Source organism: Paeniglutamicibacter sp. Y32M11 (assembly GCF_019285735.1).
In the GTDB taxonomy this organism is placed as follows: Bacteria; Actinomycetota; Actinomycetes; order Actinomycetales; family Micrococcaceae; genus Paeniglutamicibacter.
This window is the reverse complement of record NZ_CP079107.1, coordinates 2190016-2208245: the sequence shown is the minus strand read 5'-3', so window position 1 is coordinate 2208245 and position 18230 is coordinate 2190016. Positions and strand designations below refer to the sequence as shown.

Genomic DNA, 18230 nt, shown 5'->3' with positions numbered 1-18230 from the left:
ATGAACGGTGAGGGCGCCTCGGTGATGCTGCTGCGGGGCCGTGTTAGGGCTTGGTGCCGCAGATGACCTTGTTCCACGGCTGGTAAGTCCACGATTTAGTTTCGGCCGGCAGCGTTTCCTTGGCAGAGGAGCGCGTACGCGTCACATCGATCGAGAAGCCCTGCTTGCCACCTGATTCGGGCTTGCAATTCTCGGCCGGGTTGTATTCGACACCGGGTTTGGTGATGTTGTGCTTAGCCGATGAGTCCGAACCCACGGTCCAGTACTTGGTGCTCCACAAACGAGTATGTACCTCACCGCCGCCAACCCATGCCTGGATCATCACGGCGTACGGTGTGTTGTTCTTCCACGCCATGTCTACCTGACCCTCCCAGAGGGTAGCCTCACGACCCGCCGGGTAACGCTCGAACCAGCGGCTGTGGGGCTTGTGGGTGATGTCGTCATAACCGGCCAGGAAGCCTACGTTGTACAACTGGGTGGAGACCTGCGAAAGTCCACCGCCAACTGCCTCGGTGGCGAAGCCGTTAACCACCACGCCGGAGCCGTAGTAGCCGTTAGCCGTGGTGATGGCCCCGAGGGCCTTCTCCAGTGAGAAGGTTTCGCCTGGCATGACCACGACTCCGTTGAGTCGGGCAGTTCCGGCATAAAGGTTCTTGGTGCGCACCGTATCTGAAGCCGGGTAGGGGGTGGAGAAATGGACGATCTCGTTCTTCACACCCAACTTCTTGGCCTTTTCGGTGGTCAATTCGGGTTCGGTGGTGGTCAATGTGACCTTGGCCGACCTTGCATCGTCCTTACTGGCGGCGAGGACCAACTTATCGAGATCCTTGGATTCGATCACCGTGCCGTTTTGCGAGGGAATGATCTTCGGCTTGCCTCCGGAAAGCACGATCTTTGCTTCCTTAGCGGTGGACTTAAATCCACTGGAGTCGGCACTTGCCGCTTTCACCAGTTTCTCGGTGTCCAGAGTCATCTCAACTTTATTGTCTGAGATCTTAAACGATGCAGTTGCAGCCAGTTGCCCCGGGGTGAGACTCGCAGTCGTGGTGCCGTCGGTGAGCTTGATCGGTCCGGAAACTAGCGGCTTGGCCTGATCCTGCAGCGCCGCCTCAAGCGTTGCCAAGGACGTCTTGGGCTCCTGCATGGTCGAGGGAAGCTCTAATGCCTTTGGCGCGTCAAACCAACCCGTACTAACAACGTTGACCGCATCTTCAACATTTAACGAAACCCCGGTGATGGGCTTGGTTAGTACCGGGGTCGAACCATCAAAGGCAAGCTTGCCTTCGGTAGTCTTGACCGCGACCTTGGGCGCCAGTTGGTCCAATGACGCAAGGAGCTTGGCCTCGTCAATGACGCTCACCGGGTCACGGTGCTGTTGTCCCGTAAAGCGTTCAAAAATGGTGACGGGGTTTAGGTCAAAACCGGTGAGCCCGTTCAGCGTCTTGTCGTAGTCAATACTCAGTCCAGCGGAGGCCGGGTCAAGCGTGGCTTCCTTGTTGTTGACGAGCACCGAAATCTTCTTGCTGGCCAACGGTGCCAGCTTTTCGCGCAGGACATCATTGGCGGCTTCGGGCGTCAGGGATCCAACGTCGATTCCATGAACCTTAGTATTCGCCGGCATTTGTGAGCCGGCATATGCCGCAGCTCCTCCGTAGAGGGCGCAGGCCACCACGGCCACCGAACCGCCAATGATCCAACCCCGACGTGACTTCTGCTTCGGTCCGCGCTGCCTGCGGTCCACTTTTTCACTGTGCAAAACGACTAGTTCTCTTCCATCGGGGGCACTGCGGAGTACCTTGATTTGGGTGACGGACGAGCTGCTATGAGCCCCTACCGCCTTCTGCATCCTACCCGTGCGCCCATTCGACGGAGTAAATAACGGGTGTTAATGGTCCAATCGTTATAAGAGCCCCACGAGGTTGGCGATGATATCCAACCTTGGCAAATCGATGCGGGCATCGGCCGCATCACGCAACAACGGTTTGGCATTAAACGCCACGCCCAGCCCGGCGGCGCCGACCATGTCCAGATCGTTGGCACCATCACCGGCGGCGATGGTGTGCTCCATCTCGACTCCGAGCTCGCGGGCCCAGGTGCGCAACATCACTTCCTTGCACGCGCGGTCCACAACCTCGCCGTTTACCTTTCCGGTCAGCTGCCCGTCGAGAATCACCAGATCATTAGCCCGCGCACGGTCCAGCCCAAGATCGGCGGCCAACGGGTCAAGGATCTGGGCGAAACCGCCGGAGACCACTGCAACGTGGTGACCTGCCTCCTTGAAGGACTTCACCAGATCCGCAGCACCGTCACTCAGTTCCAGGCGAGCCCGGACGGCATCGATGACTTGCGCATCAAGTCCGGCAAGGGTCGCAACCCGGGCGTGGAGAGAAGCGGCAAAATCCAATTCGCCACGCATGGCAGATTCGGTGACGGCGGCGACCTCGGCCTCGCGTCCCGCGTGAGCGGCCAGAAGCTCAATGACTTCCTGCTTGATCAGCGTCGAATCGACGTCCATCACCAGAAGCATCTTCTTGGCCCGGACTAATTCCGCCGGAACTACGGTCAGCGATGTGCCGAATAATACTGGGTCTTCGGAGCGCGCATAAATGGCATCCAGTGGATTAACCAGCGCGCGCAGCTGACGGACAGACCCCGTGACTTCCCAGCGTGATCCGCTGCGCCCAGGACCGGCGAACTCCTGCTCGCTGAGTACCTCGTGGCCGGCCGCGGCCAGCGTCTGGCGCAGCGAAGCAGGTTCGGTACAAGGGGTTACTGCGGAATAGAACACTATGAAAGCGGTGGGTTGCATTGCTATATTCTCGCGTCTAGCACGCCACTGCAACAAAACGGTGTGCCTTTTGTTGCGCGGGACGGCACCCTTGGTGCCCCCAGTCGGCCTGCAGTGAGGGCGTTCGACGTGCCCAATCAACTGAGTGAGGCGTCTAAATGATGCTGTAGTGCTGGCAAACACCGTGCGTTTGCCGCGTCCGGTTGGGCCAAAGGCGGGTCACTGGCCTAATGTTTTATCCATGAATGAAGTGCTGGGACTTGCCGGCGTCAGCGTGGTACGCGGACGCAAGGATCTATTAACGGACATCAATTGGCAGGTAAAGGAGGGCGAACGCTGGGTTGTTTTAGGACCCAACGGCGCCGGAAAAACCACCCTGCTGCAAATCGCTGGTGCGCGTATCCACCCCACTCGCGGTGTAGCCGGCGTGCTCGGAGAGGTCCTGGGCGCTGTTGACGTCTTTGAACTTCGCCCCCGGATTGGGCTGTCCTCCGCCGCGCTAGCCAGCACCATCCCGGAGCACGAGAATGTGCTCAACGTGGTGCTCACCGCGTCCTACGGGATGACCGGTCGCTGGCGCGAGGCCTACGAGAAGCTTGACGAACGTCGAGCCTTTGCCTTGCTGCACGCCTGGGGCATGTCCACCATGATCAACCGCCCGTTTGTCACCCTCTCCGAAGGTGAACGCAAGCGCGTACAGATCGCCCGTGCACTGATGACCGACCCGGAACTCTTGCTTCTTGACGAGCCGGGAGCGGGACTTGATCTTGCCGGCCGTGAAGATTTGGTGGCGCGCCTCAGCGAATTAGCCGCCGACGAAGACGCGCCCGCCATGGTGCTGGTCACCCATCACCTGGAAGAAGTGCCGCCGGGATTCACCCACGCTCTGCTGTTGCGTGAGGGCGAAGTGGTTGCCGCCGGCCCCATCGCCGAAACATTAACCGAGGAGAACCTCTCGGAAACCTTTAACACCCCGCTGAGCCTGCGTTCCGAGGGTGGGCGTTTCAGCGCCGTTGCCAAGCACTAACCGGTATCGCTTTTCCTGCCGGTGTGCCCCGATCCCTGGATCGGGGCACACCGGCAGATTCGTTTATGGACTCCAGCTCAACTAGCTCGGGAGTATTTTTCAGTCATCATCAAGAACTAGGGGAGGCGTATTCGGAGTGGATCTGTGGCGCGACATCATTATCTTTTTCGCGGGCCTCTGGGCCGGAACGATCAATACGATCGTCGGCTCCGGCTCACTGGTGACATTTCCCGTGCTCGTCGCACTGGGCTTCGCACCTGTTAACGCGGTGGTGTCCAACGCCATGGGTCTGGTCGCCGGCGGATTCTCCGGCGCCTGGGGGTATCGGCGCGAGGCGGCGAGTGTCAGGGGCACCCTGCTGAAGCTGGTCCCGGTCTCCCTGGCCGGCGGCCTCATCGGCGCCTTCCTCCTTCTGCACCTCCCGGAAAGCGTCTTCAGTTACGTTGCTCCGGTACTGATCGTGCTGGCCCTGATCTTGGTGATTTTCCAGCCCAAACTTTCGGTGTGGGCCAAAACCCGGCAGGCCAAAAGCGTCTCGGTCAATCCCGATGACGCCGATAAATCTCGCATCTCTCCACTGCTGTACTTCCTGGTCTTCCTGATTGGGGTCTACGGCGGGTATTTCACCGCCGCTCAGGGCATCTTGCTGATGGCAGTCTTCGGGATCTTCCTGCACGCATCACTGCAGCAGTCCAACGCCATCAAGGTGGTGCTCTCCCTGGTGGTGAATCTTATTGCCGCCATCTCCTACCTGATCTTCGCCCCCGAGCGGATCCACTGGCCGGTGGTGGCCCTCATCGCCGTGGGCTCACTCATCGGCGGTTTCATCGGTGCCAAGGTGGGACGAAAGCTCTCCCCGGGCTGGTTACGCGGCGTCATCGTGATTTTGGGGCTGGTGGCCCTGGTGAATATGGTGGCCAAGCTCGTGGTGGGTGCCTGATGTCCAGCGCCGTTCCGGCCGCCGACGATGCCTTGACCCGAGCGCTCACGGTCTATGGGGACCGGCTGATCGTCCTCGATTCTGCCAACGATGCCCGGGTGGCCGACTATGTGGCGCTCTCGGATGCGGCCCTGCGCCAGCATCAAGACCCAGCCACCGGTCGCTATATCGCCGAAAGCTCCAAGGTCATGCGCCGGGCATTAGCCGCGGGGCATACCCCGCGCTCCTTTTTTATGGCACCGAAATGGATCGATGCCCTCGCCGATGTTCTGGCGGCCCATCCCGAGGCACCAATTTTTGTGGGAAGTGATGCCGTGCTGGAGGAGATCACCGGCTTCCACCTGCACCGCGGAGCATTTGCGGCGATGAATCGGCCAACACCCCTGACCCTTGATGAGGTGCTGGACGGGGCAAAACGCATTGCGATCCTCGAGGACATCGTTGATCACACCAATCTCGGAGCCATCTTCCGTTCCGCCGCGGCACTGGGCATCGATGCCGTACTGATTACCCCGCGTTGCGCCGATCCACTGTATCGACGCTCCATTCGGGTGAGCATGGGCGCCGTCTTCCAGGTGCCGTGGGCGCGACTCGGTGCCTGGCCCGATGATCTAGCGGCCATTTCCGCGGCCGGGTTTGATATCGCGGCCATGGAGTTAACCGCTTCGGCACTGAGCATCGATGAGTTGGGTGCCGCCCGCAGCGAGAAACTGGCCCTGGTTTTAGGTACCGAGGGTGCCGGTGTCTCCGCCGCGGTGCTAGCGGCAGCCGACCTGCAGGTAATGATTCCGATGCGTCCGGGCGTTGATTCGCTGAACGTTGCCGCCGCCTGTGCGGTGGCCTTTTGGGAGCTGCGAACACGCTGATTTTCCCACGCAGCACAACGCAACCCATTGAATTCTCCAAACAAGCGGGTGTTCGGCTAGACTGGAACGTCGGCTTCGTGATCCCACGTGCCGGTTTTATACGTTTTGGTCGCTGGCAAAATCCAGTGACGCGAGCAAAGGTTACCCCATGAAGGCTAATACCCACCCGCAGTACAACACGATCGTGTTCAACGACCTCGCCTCGGGCGAGAAGTTCCTGACGCGCTCCACCGCTACGAGCAACAAGACCATCGAGTGGGAAGACGGCACCACCTACCCGGTCATCGACGTCGAAATCTCCGCCGCTTCGCACCCGTTCTACACGGGTAAGCAGCGCATCATGGACTCGGCCGGCCGTGTCGAGCGCTTCAACGCTCGCTTCAAGGGCTTCGGCGCCAAGAAGTAATTCTTCGCCTTTGCACCCTGTGATGGGATTCTGCGCTCACGCGCAGGGTCCCATTGCTGTTTAACCCCCGTTCGCAAATCCGCGAATTCTCGTCGGCGCTCCGGCTGATGGCGCCATGCCCCGACACCCGAGACCCGCCTGCACCAGCGAGTTCACCGTGAAGATTAGGATAGAGAGTATGACTATCGGCTACACACACCACGGTGAATACAAGGTTATTGGCGGCAAACTCGTGGTCGTTGACCTGGTGCTCAGCGACGGACTGATCACCTCCGCCTCGGTTAACGGGGATTTTTTCCTCGAGCCCGATGAGGCGCTCTTCGACATCAACGCCGCGTTGGTGGGCCTGCCGCACAATGTTGAGCATGCCGCGGTGCGTGATGCGGTCAACGCAAGCCTCCGTCCCGGCGCGGTCATGTTCGGCTTTGATGCCGATGCCGTGGCTCGGGTGGTCCGCCGGGCCTTGGGCCACGCCACCTCGTGGGCAGATCATTCTTGGCAGATCATCGGCCCCTCGGTCATTCCGGTGACCGAGCAGGTGGCCCTCGATGAGGTGCTCACCCGCCAGGTGGCCGCGGGAACCCGCACACCCACGCTGCGCTTCTGGGATTGGGACGATTCTGCCGTCATCATCGGCTCCTTCCAATCGGTGCGCAATGAGGTGGATGCTCAAGCGGCGGCCGAACACGGTATCCAGGTGGTGCGGCGCATCAGCGGTGGCGGGGCGATGTTTATGGAGGCGGGCAACTGCATTACCTACTCGCTATACATTCCGGCGTCGTTGGTTGACGGGATGAGCTTTGCCGATTCCTACCCGTCCTTGGATGCCTGGGTCATGGAGGCACTGGCCGAATTGGGCATTAAGGCTCATTACAAGCCGCTGAATGACATCGCCACCGATGTGGGAAAGATTGGCGGGGCCGCACAAAAGCGCCTGGCCGGTGGCGGGGTGCTGCACCACGTGACCATGAGCTATGACATTGACGCGGAGAAGATGCTGCAGGTGCTGCGCATTGGACGTGAAAAAATTTCCGACAAGGGCATCACCTCGGCCGTTAAGCGCGTTGATCCGCTCAAAACACAATCCTCGGTAACCCGTGCCGAAATCATCGAGGTCATGATGAACACCTTCACCCGGCGCTACGGTGCCGTCAGCGGTGAGCTGGATGAGGCCACGCGCACCGCAGCGCGTGAACTCGCCGCTTCCAAATTTGCCACCGAGGCCTGGACCGCACGCGTCCCGTAAGGCCGTGCGGTCCGGTCCCAGGTTCTGGCCCTAATGCTTAGGCGGACACCGTGGCGCTGGCCGCGCGCGGTGTCCCGGCGCTGCTCCAGGCGCGCAGTACCGCCAGGGTGATCTCGGTGGAGCGTTCGGCTGCATCATCAACATGCACCAGGAAATCGGCGTCGGACGCCGGACCGCAGAGGTCTGAAATCCCGCGGATGGCCAGGAACGAGGCGCCGAAGGAGGCGCACGTCTGGGCGATGGCCGAGGACTCCATGTCCGTGGCCAGTACCCCGGTGTACTGCTCCTTGATGATCGGCGCGCGGTCGTGGCCAACAAAGGAATAGCTGGACACCAGCAGTCCGTGGTGCACCGTGCTCACGAGATCCGTCGGGGCCGTTGGCACCTGGCTGATTTTGGCCAGGACCTCGGGGGCTGAATAGGAGGCGGGCATGCCCGGCACCTGACCCAAGACGTAGCCGAAGGCGCGCGCATCGGCATCGGCGTTGATGTACGTATCACCAATCACCACATCTCCCACGCGGACCGAGTCCCCAAGTCCACCGGCACTACCGGCGCTGATGACCAGGGGTAGCGGGGCGTGCGGATCCATGGTCTTGGCGCGAAGTAGCGCCGCGGTGGCGGCACTGGAGGCGTTGACCAGGCCGATGCCACCATGAACAAAAAGGATGTTCAGGTCGTTGATGACACCGCTGCGCTGGATGGAATTGCCGACGTGTTCGGGTTCGCTGAGCATCGTGGCGCGCTCCAGGAAGGGAAGAGTCTCTTCCTCCATGGCGGTGATGATCACTACATCAATGGGGCTCATGCGGTGACCTGTGCCCAAACGGCGCGCTGAGCCAAGAAGGCGCGGGCCGCTGCCTGGGCATCTTCGAGTGAGTGGTTCGCGCCCCAGCCGCACTGGACCTCGTTCGCCGCCGGAACCTCGGTGGCCAGCAGAACATCGGAGAGTGTCGCCTCAATGAGCGCTGCCGCGGCAGCGACGTCGGGTTCACCCTGCAGGATCAGGTAGTAGCCGGTCTGGCAGCCCATGGGGGAGAAGTCGATGACCGCGCCGGAGTGATTACGCGAGGCCTCGGCAAAAAGGTGCTCCAGCGAGTGGATCGCCTTCATCTCTAAGTGGGCAACATTCGGCTGAGTGAAGCGCACATCATACTTGGTAATGACGTCCCCCTGTGGGAGAACCTTACGATCCGCGACACGTATATAGGGTGCCGCGACGGTACGGTGGTCGAGGTTAAAGGATTCAACGTTCATGCGTTCGGAGTTCATGATTGTGCTTTCCTGCCGGGGTTGGAACGCCGGGTGAACTAACTGCCCGGTTTTTATTACTTTCATCCTATCGGGCCACGCGAAACCCGCCGAGCCCGAGATTGACCGCCCCGGGCTGGATCCGGGAGCAGCAACGGCGGGGCGCCAAGCCATGTCCGGCGCCCACGTGTCACACGGGGACGGCATCCTTTTGTTAAGGATCACGACGCGGTGAGTCTCCGTTACCGGCCGGCACACCGAGCGGATTGGTAGCCTGTGTCTCACCGAGCATTTTCGAAAGGCCTACGCACATGCCACCTTCCTCACGTCCACTGCGCCGTCTGGGGTTCTTGACCATTGGACTCTTTGATCCACACAATCCGGGGCCGGGGCATGAATCCACGCTATCGATCATCGAGCTGGGTGAGCAACTGGGATTTGATAGCGCCTGGCTACGCCACCGACATCTACAGTTCGGGATTTCCTCACCCATCGCCGTCATGGCGGCTGCCAGTCAACGGACCTCACGCATCGAACTTGGAACTGCCGTCACTCCGATGGGATGGGAAAACCCGTTGCGTTTGGCCGAGGACCTTGCGACCGTTGATCTGCTCTCCGGTGGGCGCATTAATCCGGGGCTGAGCGTGGGAGTGCCGATGAACTTTGACACGGTTAAGAGTGAGCTCTATCCAGACACGGCGCAGTCGGAGGACTTTGGATATTCCCGGGTGGAACGGCTCGCTCGAATGATTGCCGGTGAGCCAGTCCGTGAGTTTGAGGGTAAACACGGTGTGGTTGAGGAGTTCTCACGCCGAGTTGAACCCCATTCAGCCGGGCTGCGTGAACGACTTTGGTATGGGGCGGCAAGTTTGCGCTCGGCTCGGTGGGCGGGGGAGCATGGCTTTAATTTGCTCACCAGTAGCGTGATCTTTCCCGAACCCGGGCAGGAACCCTCATTCGCCACGATCCAGCAAGCGCAAATCCGGGCCTTCCGCGAGGCAGCGGCGGGATCGCTCACGGCGGGCGGCCGGGCACGGGTGTCCCAGGGGCTCGTGGTCATCCCCACGGATTCGGCGAGCAGATCTCAACGCGAGAAGTACCAGCGATATGTGGACGAACGATTGCCGCGCACACGTGTTCCGCAGGGGCCCAAATCGATGCTTTTTGCCCCGGACCTGATCGGAACCGGTGAGCAGATCGCCGAGCAGCTGCGGACCCACGTCGGTTTCCAAGAAGTCGACGAGGTAGCGTTTGCGCTGCCCTTTAGCTTTGATCATGAGGACTACGTCCAAATCCTCACGGATATCGCGAGCACCCTGGGACCCTTGCTGGGCTGGGTACCGAAGACGGCGTCCGATCCGACGGCTCTCTAAGGTCAGGAACTGGTTAGTTCCCGCTTATTCTTTACTCCGTGAGGGCGCTGGCAACACACAAAATTCGTTGCCCGAGGGATCCTGATAAACGCGCCAAGGAAGTGTTCCCCAGTCCGGGTGTAATTCTGCCCCGCCGCGCGTGGTGATTTCCGCGGCCACCCGGTCGGGGTCATCGCCGGGCGAGAGCCGCACGTCAAGGTGGATCCGGTTTTTTGATGCGGATTTGGCTGAGCGCTGCTCGATGAATTCCATACGGAATCCGCGCCCCGATGGATGCTGCAGTGTTGGCGACGTTCCGGATTTCATCTGGTCCCATCCGCTGAGCCAGGCCCAGAATTCTGCGTCTCGGGCGGGGGAGGCCGACTCGATAGTGATGGCGGCGACGGCTCCGCTGGTGGGCTGATCGGATGATTCTTCGGCGATTCCGAAGGCGTTATCCTGCGGATCGCGGAGATCCAGCCCCGGCTCGCAGCTCTCCTCGTTAACCGGGCGCGAGGCGCCGAGACCCAGGGCGGTGGTCATGACGCTTTCTGGGACCGAACCGCCGTTAAGCCGAAGTCGAATCCTTTGGTGCTCGGCCGCAGGGTGCTCAACGGGTTGAAAACAAAAGTCCAGCGTGGGTCCATTCTCAATAAAGAGTCTGGTTTCGAATCCCTCCGCGCTGTCGGTCAGCAGTGAACAGCCGAGCAGGTCCTGCCAAAACATGCCGAGTAGCCGCGGGTCAAGCGCATCAAAAACAATGTTCTCCAGCTCCATGGACACCAAAGTACCATCAGCTACGCGGTAGCTGGGGGCCTCATGTGCTCAGGGGCCGCGTCTGCGCCGCGGCTTCAGGGATCCTAGAGCTGATTTGCTCAGCTCAGACCCGAACTAAACGCACATGCATGGCGCCTTCGCCTAGTTCGGTTGAATCCACCCGGTAGCCGGCACCCACCAAATTGTCTATGGCTAGGGACTCCCCAGCTCCTAAATGAATGGGAACCCGCGCTAGATGCAGCTCGTCGACCAGCCCGGTGGAAACTGCCTCACGAATGGTGGCAACACCACCACCCAAGCGGACGTCTTGCCCGTGGGCGGCGCTTTGGGCCAATTCAAGGGCGGTTTCCAAACCAGCGGTGATGAAGTGGAAGGTGGTGCCTCCCTCCATTACCAAGGGATCGCGCGCATGATGAGTCAGGACAAAAACGTCGTGACCAAACGGTGGATTCTCGCCCCACCAACCGCGCCAATTCGCCGCCAAATCATCGGCGTCCCACGGACCACGGATGGGCCCAAACATATTCCTGCCCATGATGGTGGCGCCGATGCCCACCTCACCAGCCTGCAACCACGCATTATCGACACCATGGCTACCACCGTGTTCCTCGGTGCGTGCGTGCCAAAATTCGGTGGCAAAAATCCACCGGTGCAGATCTTCGCCGCCAACACCGAGGGGAGTTTCCAGGCTCTGATTAACGCCAGCACCATAGCCGTCGATCGAAACACTGAAATTGTGGACCCGTAACCGTGACATGACGCTCTCCTTGAGATGTTGACCAAGCGGTGTTGCCCGCTCGCGCCAACTCATTAACTCAGCTTAGACCGAGCAAGGAGGTTCAACAGCCGAGGCCTCAAAGCCGCGTGTGGCGAGCCCTACGAAACCCAGAAACTTGAAAACTGGGCAACGCCCTCGCGTTGGGGTCAACGTGTGGGGTGCGTTCGAAATCCGCAAACGCACCCCATGCTGCCGGCATGAAGTTAGTCAGGGGCGAGTCGTCGCCAGAGTTCACGAGGCTTTCCTTCGTGAACTCAATACGCACGCCCAGGCCAATGAGATTCAGAACCACGGAAGCCGAGCCCTCGAAGTTACGGATCGGTCGGTACTTGCTGTGTCCGAGCACAGTGTCTTCGGTGTGGGCAAGCATCGGCAGTTTATCCAGCAGAGGCCGCTTACGCTCCTTTCCTGATGCATTGTCCGTAAACATCTTGGCTACGTGGAGTGTTCACTTGCCGCTCCGAGTTTTGGTCGAGCCTGTTGCCCCGGATCTATCCCAGATAGCTGACCGCTCACAGTACATCCAGGATGCAAACAGCCAGGCTGTCAGCTAAGACCGTCGGTAGTAATGACCAGAAAAAACGTGTGTGGTCGTTAACGCCAAGAGGCGCAAAATTTGTACGGTGAAATGTCGCAATCTCAAACGCCGTGGCGGTGCGGACCCCATGAAGTATCCACCTCGCGGCAGGGAACTTACATGGGCGACTTATAAAAAGTGCAACACCCAGCGCTCCGGTTTTATCGAACGTCGTCGTGGCCTGTCCTTGCCGGCGGCGCTTTGGTTGGTGCGACGCTCAGTGAAGACGCCGGTGAGGTTGTCGCGTTCGCGTCCCAAGGGTGAGTGGAACCGTAGCAGGTCGTGGTCCGTAGTGGCTCCCTTCCGGTTGAAGGAAGCGATGGTCCGCTCTCGTTAGAATGTGCTCCAGAAAACGATGGCCACGATGAGAACAATTAGCACTTAAGTCGGTGGCCCTCCGGTCACGGATCTATCCAAGCCGACTGAAAAATATAGCGCGAGCTATGATGCTCCGAGCTTCTCCCTTGTTCAGCCCGGCTGTCACGTTGCTACGCACGTTGGGAGCTTGGAGCCAGTGCAACTGAAAGATAGCTCGCTCACATCTTGCCCAGGCTTCGCAGCGCGCTTAGCCGCCCGCAGCATCAGGTGAGGAGGCACTTTACTGGGTCGCCGCACACTACTCCGGGTGGGTCCCTCGGATACTAATCGGTGATGAGCTCCTGAGCCCGGGCAAGGACGGCGTTGAATCCGCCTTCATGGAAGTGCCTCCGCTGCAGCCCGGCACCGGTACCTTGTTCCATGATGCGGGCAAGTCCTGCGATCACGTACTGGTCATCACCATTTTTCCTGAGTGCCGGGAGGATGAAATCCATCATCGATGCCAGCATCTGTGCGGCGGAGGCACTCTTTCCGTCGACGGGATTGATGTGGTTTCCACGTAATCCGAATTTTGCGGCCTGCCATTGCGCCAAATCGAGGGCTTCTGGTAGCGGGTCGAAGCCGGTGGCAGCACCGTTGAGGCTCGCATCAACCAAGGACCTGGCGATCAAGGCGAGCAGGACGGTGTTTGATGCGTTCATCTGGGAGTCTGCCGCGCGGATTTCCAAGGTCGGATAGCGGGTGGAGAGTCGTGCAGCCCAGCTAACATGGCCAGAATCCAGCACGGCGTCGGCGTCCATCATGAGCTGTATCCTTCGCGCGTAGTCCGTGGCGTCAAGGAACCGCGGAGGGATGCCCTGCACCGACCAGCGGCGGTAGTGGATGCTGCGCCAGGACGCGAACCCGGAATCTGAGCCCTTCCAATACGGCGAATTAGAGCCAATCGCCGTCAGTAGGGGAAGCCAGCGGCGAACTTCATTCAGGGCAGTGACTCCGGCCGTGGAATCCTCGACGCCGACATGAATGTGCAGTCCCGAGAGGTAATGCTCGGCAGTGATCCTCCCGCAGAAGTCATTGATGGTTCGATACCTGGCCGAGGGACTAATCACTGCCGGTGTGCCGGAGATCGAAGGTGGTGTACCCAGCGCCACCACCGTGAGTCCCGCGTCCCGTGCGATCAGGGAAAGGACACTGCGGTAGGCGTGTACCGTGTGAAAAGCGTCCTTTCCGGTTTGCAGGACGGGGCTGTTGCTTTCGAGCTGACAGGCAAGGAACTCGCCGCAGGTGGTGCTTCCCTCGACAGTCAGCGAGAGCAGCTCGGCACGGGTCGAGGGAGTCGGTGCCGTTGGCAGGCCAGTGAAACTATCTAGAAGAAAAAATTCTTCCTCCACACCAAAACTGCGCATGAGTCGCCTCCACGTCTGTCTGTAATTATAATAATCCGCCGACCTATAAATGGACCATGGTACGAATAGCACCTCGGGGCGGCAGATTACACCGTGTGCGGGCTTTGGGACTCTGCGGGTGCCCGAAAGCCGTAATAAGATTCGCACTTGCCGCACCAGCACTCGACGTCCCACGCAACGGGACGGGAAGTTCCGGAGTGCCAGACGGGGGCGAATTTCTCAAACACCAAGTATTCGTCCGTTTGGCAGACATCGCATGAGGGCCGTGAGCATGGGGGAAGGAGAGCTTGTTCCGGTTTTCCGTCAAGGCATAGGCGAAGCGGCTGGAGTTCTGATCCATCAGCGTCCGAGTAAAGGTCATTCACGATTCCCTCCTGAAATGAATATTGAACGGCCGTCGAGTCCTCGTTGCGTCAACCCATGGAGCGTGATCAGTTGTGGATGATGCGCGGACCACCAATTGTCAACCGGATCCATGTCCTCGAGAACGATGGAAACTTGCACGTTTAGGTTAGGGGTGGTTTTCGAGATCGTCCATCTCCAGACATTCCAAGAAAATTGCCCAAAATTCGTAAACTTGTTATGTTGACGGGCTTTGTCTTTCCCGTCCTGTCTGCTGCATATGTCACCCGTTTGCCGTTTTACAGGTTGGGATCGACGTAGAATCGCGAGATGGTTGGGCTATGGCAGTGAATTGCGGGCCTTGATATGTGGCATTGCGTGGAGGTCGCTCATTCGGCTCGCTGGTGGCCATATTCGTCCGATTTCGCTGTCGCGAGAAGCACGTGAGGGCCAGCGTAAGAGTTCGCCGTCACTTGTCGAAGGAAGCACCAAGTCAGTGGTTGGCGTTCAGGTCATGATCAAGTTCGACTCGATACGGCGATCAGGAATCCGGAGAGTTTCACCCAAATTTTCGTAGGAAGTACTTCGAGCGCCAGTGGTGCCGCATACGCCGCTACGTCCCCACGAAATTTCTGTCCGATTTGCAGACCAAGGCGATGGAAACCTAGTCGAGGAACCAACGGGCCCCAGGTTGGAGCGCGTCTTCCCCGACGAGGATGGATAGGTCCTGGAGACACGCACCGTCCGTTACACCAGCCAGGTTCTAGAGAGCCCCCTGGCTGTGCCGTGGCCGGTCACTGTATATCTGTCGGTTCATCTGGAAATCGAGCTAGGTTCCCGTATTGCGCCGGATCCCTTGTATGTGGGGTGCATCGCGGCATAACGTGTGGCCATGGACCCAAAACTGCAAATCACTATTGACAGTGCCAACCCCCACCAGCAGGCGGTGTGGTGGGCGGAAACCCTCGGATGGACGGTGGAGCCCAGCGATCCTGACTTCATTCAAAAAATGATCGATGAGGGCCACGCCAGCGAGGACGAAACCCTGATTTTTGACGGTGAACTGGCATGGAAGCTCGGGGCAGCAATCTGCCCGCTGGATCAGCTGGGCAAGTTACCGCGCCAGCGCATTCTCTTTCAGTTGGTGCCCGAACCCAAGACGGTGAAAAATCGTTTGCATTTAGATCTGGATCTGGGGGACAAGGACGAGGTGCGCACCATGTTGCTTGACCGTGGCGCGAGCTTCCTCCATGAGGCAATGCAGGGGCCCTTTGCCTGGTATACCTTGGCGGATCCCGAGGGCAACGAATTCTGCATTCGCTGAGCTCGCACGCGCGAATGATTAGCTGCTCCGGGGCCCCGCTAGGAGCACCCCGCCGCGTGAGACTGACCTTAGTGGGAGTCGGCAACCAGCTGCTGCGCGGCGAAGGAACGGGTGAGGTAATCGCGTTCCTCCAACAGGATTCGGCGCAGCGCGCGCGGTGCCTGCTCATGGGTATCAAGCCAGGTATTCAGCTTCATCATGACCGGGTGAATCCCCTCCGCGGCCAGATCCTGGGCGGCGGGGAACAGCCCTCGAATGATGCGGGTTGCCATGCCGATGCTCATCGAAGTCCAGATCTCCTCCAGCGCCGGCCAGTAGGCATCGTAGTAACCATCAAGCAGCTCATGGGTGCCCAGTCGGAAGCCGGCGGCGATGGCGGAGATGGCTTCGTTAGACAGCGGTGAGCCATCGGCCGCATTTCCACTGAGCGCCTGCTTAAAGGCCGCTGCCTTGCTGTTTGCCTCCGGTCGTGCGGCGAGAGCCAAGAGTCGACCCGAACTGGCGACGGCCGATGGGTGTGATGCGGCGTCGGATTCCAGGCGGGCAAGTGCCGCCTCATCAAGAGTTCCGGAGGCCGCCTTGGCCTGCCACAGGGCCCAACGCAGATGTTCGTCCAAGACCAGACCCGGGTAGCTCAGTTCACCGGACAGCAGTCCATCAACAATGTCGTTGGCCACCGAGCCGCGAGCCAAGGTGGCCAGGGCGCGTGCCGTGGCCACCTGAGCATCACTGCCCGGAACCGCGCGTTTTAGCCAGGTTGTGACGGCATTACTGAGCGCCAGGCGCTCGGCCGCTCGATGTTCGGCCGGTAGGTAGTGGGTGAGAGCCGTGTCGCACTGGGTGAGCAGCTGGGCCAGGACGGCAACCTCGGTGATCGACTCGGCGTGGGCGCGCACCGCGGCCAGGAATGCCGTGGCCGGCAGTGTTGCGTCCCTGACCATGTTCCACAGCGCTGCCCAAGCGGTCGCGCGAGCCAACGGATCTTCCAGCGAGCCCAGATGGCTCAACAGCGTGGCGAGGGAGCGCGTATCAAAGTCGAGCATCGCATAGGTGTCATCACCATCGTTGGGCAACAACAGATCCGCGCGCGGGCGCCCCAGCAGGAACGGGAGATTAATACTTCCCGATTTCAGTTCCACCCGGTGGCTGGCGGTGCGCTGCAGGACGCCGTTGATGACATTAAACTCGCCGATGTTCAGCACGTGTGGGTGATCGATCGGGGTCCCGGTGATCGGGTCGGTACCGGATTGGTGCAGGGCCGCCGCGGTGATCAGTCCCTCGGTTTCTTCCAGCTCGACGTGTAGCCGCGGCACGCCTGCGCTCTTGAGCCAGGCATCCGCCCAGGCAGACATGTCGCGGCCCGATGCTGCTTCGAGGGCCAAGAGGAAGTCGCGTAATGAGGTGTTGGCGAATTCGTGAGCGCGGAAGTAGGAACGGGCGGCGTCACGGAAGGCATCGGCCCCCACAAAGGCGGCCAGTTGTTTGAGTACCGAGGCGCCCTTGGCGTAGGTGATGCCGTCGAAATTCTGTTTGGCCGCTTCAAGATCGGTAATGTCGGCAACAATCGGGTGTGTGGATGGCAGCTGATCTGCCACGTAGGCCCAGGCCTTGCGGCGATTGGCAAACGCTACCCAGGCGGTACTAAATTCCGTGGCTTCGGCGTTGGCCAGCGTGCCAATATAGTCGGCGAATGACTCCTTAAGCCAGAGATCGTCCCACCATGCCATGGTGACCAGATCGCCGAACCACATGTGTACCATCTCATGCATGATGGTGTTGGCGCGGGCCTCGTATTGCGCCTCGGTGGCCCGGGAGGTGAACACGTAGGATTCCGTGAAGGTGACCAACCCGGGGTTTTCCATGGCGCCGAGGTTGTATTCGGGCACAAAGGCGGAGTCGTACTTGCCCCAAGGGTAGGGGTAGTCAAAAAGCTCGTGGAAGAAGTCCAGCCCGGCGCGGGTCAGGTTCAGGATTTGTTCCGCGTCAAAGTGTTCCGCAAGTGAGGCGCGGCAGGTGGCGTTGAGCGGGATGAGAAGTTCGCTGCCATCGTCCCGGGTGTACGTGTAGGTATCGGTGGCCACGAAGTAGGGCCCGGCGAGCACCGTGGTGATGTAGGTGGAAATGGGCAGCGTGGGAGCGAAATGCGTGGTCGCGCTCCCGTCACCGTGGTTGTCCACCCGCACGGGGGCCTGGTTGGTGGCCACGTGCCAGTCCTGTGGTGCCCGCACGATGAAGGTGAAGGCCGCCTTCAGATCCGGTTGTTCAAAGTTGGCATACACGCGGCGAGCGTCCGCCGGCTCAAATTGTGTGTAGCAGTAGGTGGCCCCGTCGGCGGGATCCACGTAGCGGTGCAGGCCCTCGCCGCTGCGCGAGTACAGCGCCCGTCCGTCAATGGTGAGCGTATTGATGGCATCGGCACCCTGAATGAGATCATGCAGGTAGATGCGTGAGCCGTGCACGGCCGTGGCGGGGTCAATACTCTTTCCATTGAGGGTAATTGACTCGATGGAGTCATGAATGAAGTCGAGGAATGTTTCGCTGCTGCCGTGGGCACGCAGGCGCACGGTGGTCTTGGAGCGGTAGGTTTTCACGCTCGAATCCTGGGCGTGGGATAGATCAAGCTCGATCTCATAGGCGAGAACACTGATGTTCTGCTTTCGCCACGCTGCCGCGTCGCGGGAAAGGTTTTCGTTCGGGCCGGAGATTCTTTGCATGTGATCCACCAGACCATTGAAACATGAAACGAGCGCTTTACACATGCCGGGGAGTCGATGACGGACCCGACCTCGGCCAGACACCAAGGGGTGGGTTCCATTCATGCTTGGAACCCAC

General features: G+C 60.0%; 17 protein-coding genes. 7 read left to right on the top strand and 10 right to left on the bottom strand.

Annotated features, from left to right (window positions below; genetic code table 11):
- Positions 1-43: 43 nt before the first annotated feature.
- Positions 44-1756, bottom strand: coding sequence for a VanW family protein (locus tag KUF55_RS09720; protein ID WP_255556944.1), 1713 nt, complete (start codon positions 1754-1756; stop codon positions 44-46).
- 144 nt (positions 1757-1900) lie between these two features.
- Positions 1901-2809, bottom strand: coding sequence for a phosphoserine phosphatase SerB (gene serB, locus KUF55_RS09715; RefSeq protein WP_132357766.1), 909 nt, complete (start codon positions 2807-2809; stop codon positions 1901-1903).
- A 220-nt stretch (positions 2810-3029) separates the two neighbouring features.
- Here serB and KUF55_RS09710 point away from each other — a divergent pair, with 220 nt between their 5' ends.
- The 5 genes from KUF55_RS09710 to KUF55_RS09690 all read left to right on the top strand — a co-directional run bounded on the left by KUF55_RS09710 (position 3030) and on the right by KUF55_RS09690 (position 7273).
- Entirely contained in the window at positions 3030-3815 is a 786-nt protein-coding gene (locus KUF55_RS09710; protein ID WP_132357764.1) for an ABC transporter ATP-binding protein, read from the top strand.
- A gap of 136 nt (positions 3816-3951) precedes the next feature.
- On the top strand, positions 3952-4755 hold the full coding sequence (locus KUF55_RS09705) for a sulfite exporter TauE/SafE family protein (protein WP_218816501.1): 804 nt from the start codon (positions 3952-3954) through the stop codon (positions 4753-4755).
- Positions 4755-5621 carry an RNA methyltransferase gene (locus tag KUF55_RS09700; RefSeq protein WP_218816500.1) on the top strand — a complete coding sequence of 289 codons (867 nt, stop codon included), beginning with the start codon at positions 4755-4757 and terminating at the stop codon, positions 5619-5621. Before KUF55_RS09705 ends, KUF55_RS09700 begins: the two co-directional genes overlap by 1 nt.
- A gap of 148 nt (positions 5622-5769) precedes the next feature.
- Positions 5770-6027: a type B 50S ribosomal protein L31 gene (locus tag KUF55_RS09695; protein ID WP_132357758.1), complete on the top strand. Its 258-nt coding sequence runs from the start codon at positions 5770-5772 to the stop codon at positions 6025-6027.
- 178 nt (positions 6028-6205) lie between these two features.
- Complete coding sequence (locus tag KUF55_RS09690; RefSeq protein WP_132357756.1) at positions 6206-7273, top strand: biotin/lipoate A/B protein ligase family protein; 1068 nt, start codon at positions 6206-6208, stop codon at positions 7271-7273.
- A 37-nt stretch (positions 7274-7310) separates the two neighbouring features.
- On the opposite strand, the gene mtnN is transcribed toward KUF55_RS09690, so the two are convergent.
- Together mtnN and KUF55_RS09680 are read right to left on the bottom strand one after the other, a co-directional pair.
- The gene (gene mtnN, locus KUF55_RS09685) at positions 7311-8081 is read right to left on the bottom strand and encodes a 5'-methylthioadenosine/S-adenosylhomocysteine nucleosidase (RefSeq protein WP_218816499.1); all 771 of its coding nucleotides are present in this window, start codon (positions 8079-8081) and stop codon (positions 7311-7313) included.
- Positions 8078-8545, bottom strand: coding sequence for an S-ribosylhomocysteine lyase (locus KUF55_RS09680; protein WP_132357752.1), 468 nt, complete (start codon positions 8543-8545; stop codon positions 8078-8080). The genes mtnN and KUF55_RS09680 overlap by 4 nt, the downstream gene beginning before the upstream one ends.
- Positions 8546-8835: 290 nt before the next feature.
- On the opposite strand from KUF55_RS09680, the gene KUF55_RS09675 reads away from it, so the two are divergent.
- Positions 8836-9897: an LLM class flavin-dependent oxidoreductase gene (locus KUF55_RS09675; protein WP_218816498.1), complete on the top strand. Its 1062-nt coding sequence runs from the start codon at positions 8836-8838 to the stop codon at positions 9895-9897.
- A gap of 24 nt (positions 9898-9921) precedes the next feature.
- Here the strand turns inward: KUF55_RS09675 and KUF55_RS09670 are convergent, their stop codons facing one another.
- The 5 genes from KUF55_RS09670 to KUF55_RS09650 all read right to left on the bottom strand — a co-directional run bounded on the left by KUF55_RS09670 (position 9922) and on the right by KUF55_RS09650 (position 13732).
- The gene (locus tag KUF55_RS09670; protein ID WP_132357748.1) at positions 9922-10653 is read right to left on the bottom strand and encodes a VOC family protein; all 732 of its coding nucleotides are present in this window, start codon (positions 10651-10653) and stop codon (positions 9922-9924) included.
- 103 nt (positions 10654-10756) lie between these two features.
- Positions 10757-11410 carry a dihydrofolate reductase family protein gene (locus KUF55_RS09665; protein WP_132357746.1) on the bottom strand — a complete coding sequence of 218 codons (654 nt, stop codon included), beginning with the start codon at positions 11408-11410 and terminating at the stop codon, positions 10757-10759.
- Positions 11411-11507: 97 nt separating this feature from the next.
- On the bottom strand, positions 11508-11861 hold the full coding sequence (locus tag KUF55_RS19060; protein WP_218816497.1) for a recombinase family protein: 354 nt from the start codon (positions 11859-11861) through the stop codon (positions 11508-11510).
- Between the two features lie 556 nt (positions 11862-12417).
- Positions 12418-12492 (bottom strand): hypothetical protein, encoded by a 75-nt coding sequence (locus KUF55_RS19055; RefSeq protein WP_370630990.1) that lies wholly within the window; start codon positions 12490-12492, stop codon positions 12418-12420.
- Between the two features lie 157 nt (positions 12493-12649).
- Positions 12650-13732, bottom strand: coding sequence for a YbdK family carboxylate-amine ligase (locus KUF55_RS09650; RefSeq protein WP_218816495.1), 1083 nt, complete (start codon positions 13730-13732; stop codon positions 12650-12652).
- 1234 nt (positions 13733-14966) lie between these two features.
- Here KUF55_RS09650 and KUF55_RS09645 point away from each other — a divergent pair.
- Complete coding sequence (locus KUF55_RS09645) at positions 14967-15398, top strand: VOC family protein (RefSeq protein WP_132357743.1); 432 nt, start codon at positions 14967-14969, stop codon at positions 15396-15398.
- 68 nt (positions 15399-15466) lie between these two features.
- Here KUF55_RS09645 and pepN read toward each other — a convergent pair whose 3' ends face one another.
- Positions 15467-18112, bottom strand: coding sequence for an aminopeptidase N (gene pepN, locus KUF55_RS09640; protein ID WP_218816494.1), 2646 nt, complete (start codon positions 18110-18112; stop codon positions 15467-15469).
- Between the last annotated feature and the right edge of the window lie 118 nt (positions 18113-18230).